General features: G+C 64.1%; 1 protein-coding gene (cut by both window edges). It reads left to right on the forward strand.

The whole window is internal to a non-ribosomal peptide synthase/polyketide synthase gene (locus PMI24_RS16910; RefSeq protein WP_007955993.1) on the forward strand: the coding sequence, 22,584 nt in all, runs 4,669 nt past the left edge and 5,699 nt past the right edge, and what appears here is coding positions 4,670–16,885 — codons 1,557 (partial) to 5,629 (partial); the first codon wholly inside the window starts at window position 3. Both codon boundaries (start and stop) fall beyond the window edges.

A 12,216-nucleotide genomic window follows, 5' to 3' on the forward strand; every position in this document is an offset into this window, starting at 1 on the left:
GTTACACCGGCTACTTCGAGCAATTGCTGCGTGCGATGGTTGCCAACGATCAGGCGGCACTGGAACAGCTCGACATGGTTCAGGCTCACGAACGCGAGCAGTTGCTGGTTGCGTTCAACGACACGCACGCTGAGTTTGTGTCGGGGCTGACGATTGCGCAGCGATTCGAGGCGCAAGTGATCGAGCGTCCCGAGGCGGTTGCGGCGGTCAGCCAGGGGCAGGGGCTGAGCTTTGCCGAGCTGAACCGACAGGCCAATACCCTGGCTCATCACCTGATCGGGTTGGGTGTTCGCCCCGATGATCGGGTGGCCATCGTCGCCCGGCGCGGGCTCGACACGCTGGTCGGGCTGGTGGCCATTCTCAAGGCGGGGGCCGGTTATGTGCCGGTGGATCCGGCGCACCCGGCGGAGCGTTTGAACTATCTGCTGAGCGACAGTGCGCCCGTGGCCGTGCTGTGCCTGAGTGATTTGCGTGAACGCCTGCCGGCGCTGGACGTGCCGGTGATCGACCTCGATCTGCAGGTCTGGCCGGACACCGAAACCGGCAATCCGCAGGTGCCTGGCCTGACCAGCGAACACCTGGCCTACGTGATCTACACCTCGGGCTCCACCGGTTTGCCCAAGGGCGTGATGGTCGAACATCACACCTTGAGCAACCTCGTCGACTGGCATTGCAAAGCATTCGATCTGTGCGCCGGTCGCCACACATCGAGCCTTGCCGGTTTCGGCTTCGACGCCATGGCCTGGGAAGTCTGGCCGGCCCTGTGTGCCGGCGCGACCCTGCACCTGGCGCCGGCCCGCGATGGCAGCGAAGACGTGGATGCGCTGCTCGACTGGTGGTGCGCACAGCCGCTGGACGTGAGTTTCCTGCCGACGCCAGTGGCCGAATACGCCTTCAGCCAGAACCTCGAACACCCGACCCTGCGCACGCTGCTGATCGGCGGCGACCGCTTGCGTCAATTCAACCGTCAGCAGTCGTTCGATGTGGTCAACAACTACGGCCCGACGGAGGCCACGGTGGTTGCCACCTCGGGCATCGTCGAAGCGGGGCAGGCGCTGCACATCGGCAAACCGATCGCCAACGCGACGGTGTACCTGCTCGATGAGCAGCGGCGTCCGGTGCCGGTCGGCGTGGCCGGGGAGCTTTATGTGGGCGGTGCCGGTGTGGCCCGGGGTTACCTGAATCGTCCGGATCTGACCGAGGAACGTTTTGTAAACGACCCGTTCAACCACGGGCGCATGTACCGCACAGGCGACCTGGCCCGATGGCGCGCCGACGGCTCCATCGAGTACCTGGGGCGCAACGACGATCAAGTGAAAATCCGTGGTGTGCGGGTCGAACTCGGCGAAATCGAAACCCGCCTCAACCAATTGCCCGGTATTCAGGAAGCGGTGCTGGTGGCCCGCGAAGACGAACCTGGCCAGGTGCGGTTGGTGGCGTATTTCACCGAACAGCCACAGGTCGAACCGCTGGCCGTGGCGGAACTGCGGGCGCATTTGCTCAGCCAATTGCCTGAGTACATGGTGCCGGCGGCGTTCGTCAGACTCGACGCGCTGCCGCTGACCGCCAACGGCAAGGTCGACCGCAAGGCGTTGCCCGCGCCGGATCGCAGCGCCTTGTTCACCCGCGACTATCAGGCGCCGCAGGGTGAACTGGAAACCACCCTGGCGCAGATCTGGGCCGAAGTGCTGCAGGTCGAACAGGTCGGGCGTCAGGATCACTTTTTCGAATTGGGCGGCCACTCGTTGCTGGCGATGCGCATGCTGTCTCAGGTGCGCCAGCGGCTGGGCGTGGAACTGACCCTCGCTGAGCTGTTCGCCAATGCCGAACTCGCCGCTGTGGCCGAAGTCCTGGCCGAGGCTGGACGCTGCACGCAACCGGCAATCAGGCCGGTTCCACGCGAGGGCGCGCTGCCGTTGTCGTTCGCCCAGCAACGCTTGTGGTTCATGTCCCAGCTGGAAGGCGCCAACACCGCTTACAACATTCCGCTCGGCCTGCGCCTGCGTGGTCGCCTCGACGAAGCCGCTTTGCAACGGGCACTGGCGCGGATCGTCGAGCGTCACGAAACCTTGCGCAGCCGCTTTGCCCAGTTCAATGAGGAAGCCCAGGTGCTGATCGCGCCGCTCGACAGCGGTGTGCTGTTACGGGTCGAAGACTTGCGCCAGCACCCGCAGGCCGACGAAGCCTTGCAGGCGCTGATTCAGGGCGAAGCCTCGGGGCCGTTCGATTTGCAGGACGATCCGCTGATTCGCGGGCGTCTGGTGCGACTCGCCGATGATCATCATGTGCTGTTGCTGACCCTGCACCACATCGTCTCCGATGGCTGGTCGATGGGTGTGCTGACCCGCGAACTGATGGCGCTGTATCAGGCGTTTAGCCATGGCGAGGCCGATCCGCTGCCGCCGCTGGTGTTGCAGTACACCGACTACGCCGCGTGGCAGCGCCGCTGGCTGAGCGGTGAAGTCTTGCAACGTCAGAGCGATTACTGGCAGCAGACCCTGACCGGTGCGCCGGCACTGTTGATGTTGCCGACCGACCGTCCACGCCCGGCCCAGCAGGATTACGCCGGCAGCAGTGTCGACATCCGGCTGGATGAGCGTTTGAGCGCAGGCCTCAAGGCGCTGTGCCAACGACACGGCGTGACACCGTACATGGCGGTGATGAGCGCGTGGGCGATGTTGCTCGGTCGCTTGTCCGGGCAGTCGGACGTGGTGATCGGCTCGCCGGTCGCCAACCGTAACCGGGCGGAAATCGAAGGGCTGATCGGGCTGTTCGTCAACACGCTGGCCGTGCGCATCGACACCTCGGGCGCGCTGAGCGTCGAGGCGCTGCTGGCGCGGGTCAAGGCGTGCACGCTGGGAGCGCAGGCCCATCAGGATCTGCCGTTCGAGCAGGTGGTGGAAATCACCCGGCCGGTGCGCAGCCTGTCTCACAGCCCGTTGTTTCAGACGCTGCTGAGCTGGGACAGTGGCAGCGGTGCAACGCTGGCCCTCGGTGACCTGACGCTGGAAGGGGTGGCCGAGCCGAGCCACTTTGCCAAGTTTGATCTGTCGCTGACGTTGGGCGAGGCCCAGGGTGTGATCCGGGGTTCGCTGGAATACGCCACGGCGCTGTTCGATGAATCGACGGTTCAGCGTTATGCCGGTTACTTGCAGCAGCTGTTGCAGGCCATGGTCGGCGACGATCAGGCGTTGCTGGAGCAGGTGGATGTGCTGGCGGAGGATGAGCGTCGGCATTTGCTGCATGGCTTCAATGCCACTGATGTTGATTACGACCTTCAGCAGAGCATTCATGGTCTGTTCGAGGCGCAGGTCGCGCGGTCGCCGCAGGCTGTGGCGGTGCTTTCCGGTGAACAGCGACTAAGTTATGCCGAGCTGAATGCTCGGGCCAATCGTTTGGCGCATCACTTGCGCTGTTTGGGCGTTGGCACGGATGCGCGGGTGGCGATCTGTGTCGAGCGCGGGTTGGAGATGGTGGTCGGATTGCTGGCCATTTTGAAGGCTGGCGGCGGTTATGTGCCGCTGGATCCGGCGTATCCGCTGGAGCGTCTGGCCTACATGCTGGAGGACAGCGCGCCGTCGGCGGTGTTGGTGCAGGGTTCGACTCGTGGGTTGTTGGGTGAAGTGGCGGTGCCGGTGGTCGATCTGGATCACGACACCTGGCAATCGTTGTCGGCCGATAATCTTTCGGTCGATGGACTGACTCCGCAGCACACGGCGTATGTGATCTACACCTCCGGCTCAACTGGCCAGCCGAAAGGTGTGATCAACGAGCATTCAGGGGTGGTCAACCGCTTGTTGTGGATGCAGGACGCCTATCGCCTTGGTTTTGAAGATGCGGTCCTCCAAAAGACTCCGTTCAGTTTCGACGTATCGGTCTGGGAGTTCTTCTGGCCACTGATGACCGGCGCGCGACTGGTCATGGCCCGTCCGGGCGGCCACAAGGATCCGCTGTACCTCAGCGAAGTCATCGAAGCCGAACGCATCACCACGCTGCACTTCGTACCATCGATGCTCGACGTGTTCCTCGCCCATGGCGACACCGCGCGTTGCCATGGTTTGCGTCAGGTGATGTGCAGCGGTGAAGCGTTGCCGGGCAGTCTGGTGCGGCGCTTCAAGCAGCAATTGCCGAACAGTGGCTTGCACAATCTCTACGGCCCGACCGAAGCGGCAGTGGACGTTACGGCCTGGGATTGCGCCGGGCCAATCGACACCACACCGGACAACACCCCGATCGGCAAACCGATCGCCAATACCCGCATGTACATCCTCGATGCCCAGCAGCAACCAGTACCGCAAGGCGTGGTCGGCGAGCTGTACATCGGTGGCGTGCAAGTGGCTCGCGGTTACTTGAATCGTCCCGAATTGAGCGCTGAGCGTTTCCTTCAGGATCCATTCCAGCCTAATGGCCGCATGTACCGCACCGGCGACGTCGCCCGTTATCTGGCGGACGGCAACATCGAATACCTGGGCCGCAACGACGATCAGGTGAAGATCCGTGGCCTGCGTATCGAACTCGGCGAAATCCAGTCCCGCCTGACCGACATCAGCGGCGTGCAGGAAGCCGCGGTGCTGGCCCGCGAGGACGTGCCGGGAGATAAACGTCTGGTGGCTTACTACACCGGCGCCGGTCTGGAAATCGACGTGCTGCGCAGCCATCTGCTGGAACACCTGCCGGATTACATGGTGCCCGCAGTGTTCGTGCACCTCGATGCACTGCCACTGAGCCCCAACGGCAAACTCGACCGCAAGGCGCTGCCGGCCCCGGATCAGGCCTCGGTCATCACCCGCGAATACGAAGCCCCGGTCGGCGAGGTGGAAATCCTCCTCGCCGGACTCTGGGCCGAATTGCTCAACGTGGAACGGGTAGGGCGCCACGACAATTTCTTTGAACTGGGCGGACACTCGCTGATGGCCGTCAACCTGGTGGCGCGGATGCGCCATGTCGGTCTGGCCGCCGACGTGCGCGTGCTGTTCAATCAGCCGACGCTCGCCGCACTGGCCGCCGCGGTCGGCGATGAGACGGAGACCGAAGTCCCGGCCAACCGCATCGCGCCGGACTGCAAACACATCACCCCGGACATGCTGCCACTGGTTGCACTGGATCAGCCCGCCATCGACCGCATCGTCGCCAGCATTCCCGGCGGCGCGGCCAACGTGCAGGACATTTACCCGCTGGCGCCGTTGCAGGCCGGCATTCTGTTCCATCACTTATCGGCGCCGCAGGGCGATCCGTATGTGTTGCAGGCGCAGTTCGCCTTTGCCGATGAGTCACGTCTGCGGGTGTTCGCCGAGGCCTTGCAGGCCGTGATCGAACGCCATGACATCCTGCGCACGTCGCTGTTCTGGGACGGTCTGCAAGAGCCGGTGCAAGTGGTCTGGCGCCAGGCATCGCTGGTGTGTGAAACGGTCGAACTGGACGCCGCTGATGTGGATGCGCTGAGCCAATTGCGCAGCCGCTTCGATGCCCGGCAGTACCGCATGGCTGTCACGCAGGCGCCGCTGATGCGCGTGGTGCACGGCTGGGATGCGGTCAACCGGCGCGTGGTGGCGTTGTTGCTGTTCCATCACCTGGTCATGGATCACATTGCGCTGGAAGTGCTGCGCCACGAGATGCAGGCAGTCCTGCTCGGCCAGGTGCGGCAACTGGCCGAACCGGTGCCATATCGCACTTATGTCGCCCGCACGCGCTCGGGGTTGAGCGAAGAGGAACATGAAACGTTCTTCCGCGAGATGCTCGGCGATATCGACGAACCGACCCTGCCGTATGGCCAGGGCTCTGTCGCGGACAACGGCAACGGGCATGCGCAGCGGTTGCTGGACACCGCGTTGAGCCAGCGGGTCAGGGCCAAGGCCAGACGTCTGGGCGTCAGCGCCGCGAGCCTGATGCACCTGGCCTGGGCCAACGTGCTGGGGCAATTGTCTGGGCGTGAAAACGTGGTGTTCGGCACGGTGCTGCTTGGCCGGCTGCACGGCGGTGAAGGGGCCGAACGGGCGCTGGGGGTGTTCATCAATACCTTGCCGCTGCGCATCGATCTGGTCGGGCAATCGGTAAGAGAGGCCGTGCTGGCGACCCATCAGCGCTTGAACCGCTTGTTGCATCACGAACACGCGCCGCTGGCGCTGGTGCAGCGTTGCAGCGCCATGGCGCCGGGGGCGTCGCTGTTCAATGCGTTGTTCAATTACCGCCACAGTGGTGGCGGAGGCACACCGTCCGCCGAGGTCGTGGCGGCATGGCAGGGCATGCAGTTGCTCGATGCCGAAGAGCGCAGCAACTACCGCCTGAGCCTGAGCGTCGATGACCTGGGCGAAGACTTCAGCCTGACCGCGTTGACCACGGCCGGGATTGATGCCGGGCGAATCTGTGACTACATGCACCTTGCGGTTGGCAGCCTGTTGCAGGCTTTGGAGCAGACGCCGCAATTGGGCGTCGATCAATTGTCGATTCTGCCGCCGGATGAGCGTCGGGAGTTGTTGGTTGGGTTCAATGCGACCCAGCGGGATTATCCGTCGGGGTCGACGGTTCATGGTCTGTTCGAGCAGCAAGTGAAACTGCATCCGCAAGCGGTGGCGGCGGTGCATGGCCGCGCGGCGTTGACCTATGACGAGCTGAATCAACGGGCCAACCGACTGGCCCATTATCTGATCGGGCAGGGCGTGCAACCGGGCGAGCATGTGGCGATTCTGTTGCCGCGTTCGCTGGATCTGTTGATCGCGCAACTGGCCATCGGCAAGTGTGCGGCGGCTTATGTGCCGCTGGACATCAACGCGCCAGCCGAGCGTCAGGCGTTCATGGTTGAGGATTGCGGGGCGAAAGCGCTGCTGACCTTGAGCACTGAAGCGGTTGATTACACCGAGCGCCGGGTCGATCTGGATTTACTTGAACTAGGCGCGCAACCGGTTCACAACCCGGATCTGCCGCAGTCTTCCGAATCGCTGGCCTACATCATGTACACCTCCGGTTCCACCGGCACGCCGAAAGGGGTGATGGTGCCGCACCGGGCGATCGGCCGGCTGGTGATCAACAACGGCTATGCGGATTTCAATGCGCAGGATCGCGTGGCATTCGCTTCCAACCCGGCGTTTGACGCCAGCACCATGGACGTCTGGGGGCCGCTGCTCAACGGTGGGCGAGTGGTGGTGATCGACCATGCGACCTTGCTTGATCCGCAAGCCTTCGGACGTGAACTGGCCAACACCGGCGCCACGATCCTGTTCGTCACCACCGCGCTGTTCAACCAGTACGTGCAGCTGATTCCCGAAGCGCTGAAGGGCCTGCGCATCGTGCTCTGCGGCGGCGAACGCGCCGATCCGGCCGCCTTCCGCCGCTTGCTGACCGAGGCACCAAACCTGCGCATCGTGCACTGCTACGGTCCGACCGAAACCACCACCTACGCCACGACGTTTGAAGTGCGCGACGTGGCGGAAGATGCCGACAGCGTGCCAATCGGCGGCCCGATCTCCAACACCCAGGTCTACGTGCTCGACGCCCGCCAGCAACCGGTACCGATGGGCGTGACCGGCGAGCTGTACATCGGCGGGCAAGGCGTGGCGCTGGGGTATCTGAATCGCCCGGATCTGACCGCCGAGAAATTCCTGCAAGATCCTTTCAGTGACCAACCGGGTGCGCTGCTGTACCGCACCGGCGACTTGGCCCGCTGGCTCGCACCGGGCCAGCTGGAATGCATCGGCCGTAACGACGATCAGGTGAAAATCCGTGGCTTCCGCATCGAATTGGGGGAAATCGAAAACCGTCTGCTGAACTGCGAAGGGGTCAAGGAAGCCATTGTGCTGGCCCGTCAGGACGGCCAGGAGCCGCTGCGTCTGGTGGCGTATTTCACGGCCGAAGAGGGCGTGGACAGCGCCAGCCTGCGCGAACAATTGCAAGCGCGCCTGCCTGAATACATGGTGCCCTCGGCCTGGGTGCAGCTCGACGCCTTGCCGCTGAACAACAACGGCAAGGTCGACCGCAAAGCCTTGCCGCGGCCGGATCCGAGCGCTTGGCTCAGCCAGGCATACGAAGCCCCGCAAGGCCCGGTGGAAACCGCGCTGGCGCAGATCTGGGCCGATGTCCTGAAGCTGGAAAAGGTCGGTCGCCACGACAACTTCTTCGAGCTGGGCGGCCATTCGCTGCTGGCGGTGAGCCTGATCGAGCGCCTGCGCCGGATCGGCCTGAGCACCGATGTGCGTGTGCTCTTCAGCCAACCCACTCTGGCTGCACTGGCGGCAGCGGTGGGCAGCGGTCGCGAGATCGAAGTGCCCGCCAACCGTATTCCGGCTGATTGCACCCACATCACCCCGGACCTGCTGAGCCTCACCGAACTGGATCAGGCCAGCATCGACCGGATCGTCGCCACGGTGCCCGGCGGCGCTGCCAACGTGCAGGAAATCTACCCGCTGGCGCCGTTGCAGGAAGGCATCCTTTATCACCACTTGAGCGCGGAGCAGGGCGACCCGTACCTGCTGCAATCGCGGCTGGCCTTCGACAGTGTCGAACGTCTGCGGACCTTCACCGACACCTTGCAGCAGGTCATCGCACGCCACGACATCCTGCGCACCAGCGTTGTCCACGAAGGCCTGGCGAACCCTCATCAAGTGGTTTGGCGCCACGCCGAACTGGTGGTGCAGCACGTAACGCTGGACCCGGTGCAGGGTGACATCCTCGAGCAGTTGCACGAGCGTTTCGACGCCCGTCACTACCGCCTCGACATCAGCCAGGCGCCGCTGCTGCGCATGGTGTATGCCGAAGATCCGAAGCAGCAGCGCGTGGTGGCGATCCTGCTGTCCCATCACCTGATCCTTGATCACACCGCGTTGGAAGTGATCGTCGAGGAAATGCGCGGTGTGATGTTCGGTGAGGTCGAAAACCTTTCGGTGCCGATCCCTTATCGAAACTACGTGGCTCAGGCACGTCTGGGGCTCGGCGAGCAGGAGCACGAAACGTTCTTCCGCGAGATGCTCGGCGACATCGACGAACCGACCCTGCCGCTGGGACTGCGGGACGTGCAGGGCGACGGTCACGGCGTCGAGGAAGCGCTGCAACCGGTGGCTGCGGAGCTCAACGGGCGCCTGCGTGAACAGGCCCGGCAACTGGGCGTGAGCGCGGCCAGCCTGATGCACCTGGCCTGGGCGCAAGTGCTGGGCGTGCTGTCGAACCGCGGCGATGTGGTGTTCGGCACGGTGATGATGGGGCGGATGCAAGGGGGCGATGGTGCCGACCGGGCGCTGGGGGTGTTCATCAACACCTTGCCGCTGCGCATCGATGTCGGCGCCGGCGCGCGCGATGGGGTCAAGGCGACCCATGCACGGCTGACGGCATTGCTCGGGCATGAACATGCTTCGCTGGCACTGGCCCAGCGTTGCAGTGGTGTCGCCGCGTCGTCGCCATTGTTCAGTGCCTTGTTCAACTACCGTCACAGTGCGCCTGCGCAGTCGTCGCAGAACGGGCAGGGCATCTGGGAGGGCGTGCAGAAACTCGGCGGTGAAGAACGCACTAACTACCCGCTGACCTTGAGTGTCGACGATCTGGGCGAAGGCTTTGCCTTGTCGGTGCTGGCGGTGAGCCAGATCGGCGCGCAACGGATTTGCAGTTACATGCACACCGCGCTGGAGCAACTGGTGCAGGCGCTGGAACAGACGCCGCAAAAACCGTTGAACCGCTTGCCGATCCTTTCGACTGCGGAGCTGGAGCGTCTGGTCGACGGCTTCAATCCACCGGTTACGGCCTATCCCCGTGGCGCGACGATTCATGCAATGGTCGAGGTTCAGGCCGAGCGCACCCCGAATGCCCTCGCGGTGATTCAAGGTGCGCAACAGCTGACCTACGGGCAGCTTAATCAGCGTGCCAACCGACTGGCCCATCACTTGATCGGCCTCGGTGTGCAACCGGACGACCGCGTCGCGCTCTGCGTGCGTCGTGGCCCGCAGATGCTGGTCGGCCTGCTGGCGATTCTCAAGGCTGGCGCCGGTTATGTGCCGGTGGACCCGGCGCATCCGGCTGAACGCATTGCCTACCTGTTGCAGGACAGCGATCCGGTGGCCGTGCTCGCACAGGCTTCGACCCGGGATCTGCTGGGCATGATGCCGGTGATCGATCTGGACAGTGACGCCTGGCGACACCTGCCCGACAGCAATCCACAACTGCCGTACCTGACCCCGGCGCACCTTGCGTACGTGATCTACACCTCGGGCTCCACCGGCCAGCCGAAAGGCGTGATGGTCGAACATGCGACTTTGGAAAACCTTGTGCACTGGCACGCCGAAGCCTTTGACCTGCACGCCGGCAGCCACACCGCCAGCGTTGCCGGGTTCGGTTTCGATGCAATGGCCTGGGAAGTCTGGCCGGCGCTGTGCGTCGGCGCGACGTTGCACTTGCCGCCAGAATCGGTGAGCAATGAGCATCTGGACGAACTGCTCGACTGGTGGAGGGCGCAGCCGTTGCAGGTGAGCTTCTTGCCGACGCCAGTGGCCGAATACGCCTTCAGTCGCGAGCTGCAACACCCGACCCTGCGCACCTTGCTGATCGGTGGTGACAAGCTGCGTCAGTTCAACCGTGCGCAGAGCTTTGCGGTAATCAACAACTACGGCCCGACCGAAGCCACGGTGGTCGCTACGTCCGGCCCGGTGGAAGTCGGCCAGCCGCTGCACATCGGCCGGCCGATGGCCAACGCCCGTATCTATCTGCTCGACGACCAACAACGCCCGGTGCCAGTAGGTGTGACGGGCGAGTTGTACGTCGCCGGCGCTGGGGTGGCGCGCGGTTATCTGAACCGTACCGATCTGACCGCCGAACGCTTCCTCACCGACCCGTTCAGCGATCAGCCGCAGGCGCGGATGTACCGCACCGGCGACCTCGCACGCTGGCTGGCGGACGGCAACATCGAGTACCTGGGCCGCAACGACGATCAGGTCAAACTGCGCGGCGTGCGGGTTGAACTGGGAGAAATCGAAGCGGCGCTGGCCAGTCATCCGGCGGTGCAGGACGCGGTGGCGCTGGTGCGCGACGGGCAGTTGCTGGTGTGGTTCACCGAACGTGCGCCTGCCGATATCGAAGCCTTGCGTAATCATCTGCAAACCCGTTTGCCGCAAGCGCTGATCCCGGCGGCTTACGTGCGCCTCGACGCCTTGCCGCTGACCGCCAACGGCAAACTCGACCGCAAGGCCTTGCCGGAACCGGATCAGAACGCCTGGCTCAGCCGCGAATACGCAGCCCCGCAAGGCCCGCTGGAAACCGCGCTGGCACAGATCTGGGCCGATGTCCTGAAGCTGGAAAAAGTCGGTCGCCACGACAACTTCTTCGAACTGGGCGGCCACTCGCTGCTGGCCGTCAGCCTGATCGAACGCCTGCGCCAGATCGGCCTGAACACCGACGTGCGCGTGCTGTTCAGCCAGCCGACTCTGGCAGCCCTGGCCGCAGCGGTGGGCAGCGGTCGCGAAATCGAAGTGCCGGCCAACCGCATTCCAGCTGATTGCGCCCATATCACCCCGGACCTGCTGAACCTCACCGAACTGGATCAGCCGAGCATCGACCGGATCGTTGCCACAGTGCCGGGCGGCGCCGCCAACGTGCAGGACATTTATCCGCTGGCACCGTTGCAGGAAGGCATCCTCTATCACCACTTGAGCGCAGAGCAGGGCGACCCGTACCTGCTGCAATCGCGGCTGGCCTTCGACAGCGTCGAGCGTGTGGAAGCGTTCGCGGCAGCGCTGCGCCAGGTCATTTCCCGTCACGACATCCTGCGCACGGCGGTGATCTGGCAGGAACTGGCCGAGCCGATGCAAGTGGTCTCGCGTCACGTCGAGCTGCCGGTACAGGAGATCGTGCTCGACCCGGCGGATGGCGATGTCCTCGAGCAGTTGCACGGGCGTTTCGATGCCCGGCACTACCGGCTCGACATCAGTCAGGCACCGTTGCTGCGTCTGGTGTATGCCCGTGATCCGGCCCACGATCGGGTAGTCGCGATGTTGCTGTTCCACCATGTCGTGATGGATCACACCGCGCTGGACGTGGTGCAGCACGAAATGCTCGCCTGCCTGCAAGGGCATGAAACTTCGCTGGGTGCGGCCGTGCCTTACCGTAACTACGTGGCGCAGGCGCGGCTGGGTGTCAGCGAGCAGGAGCACGAAGCGTTCTTCCACGAAATGCTCGGCGACATCGACGAGCCGACCCTGCCGTTCGGATTGCAGGATGTACAAGGTGACGGTAGCGACATCGAGG

Origin of the sequence: Pseudomonas sp. GM25, assembly GCF_000282255.1 — a bacterium.
GTDB lineage: Bacteria > Pseudomonadota > Gammaproteobacteria > Pseudomonadales > Pseudomonadaceae > Aquipseudomonas > Aquipseudomonas aphyarum.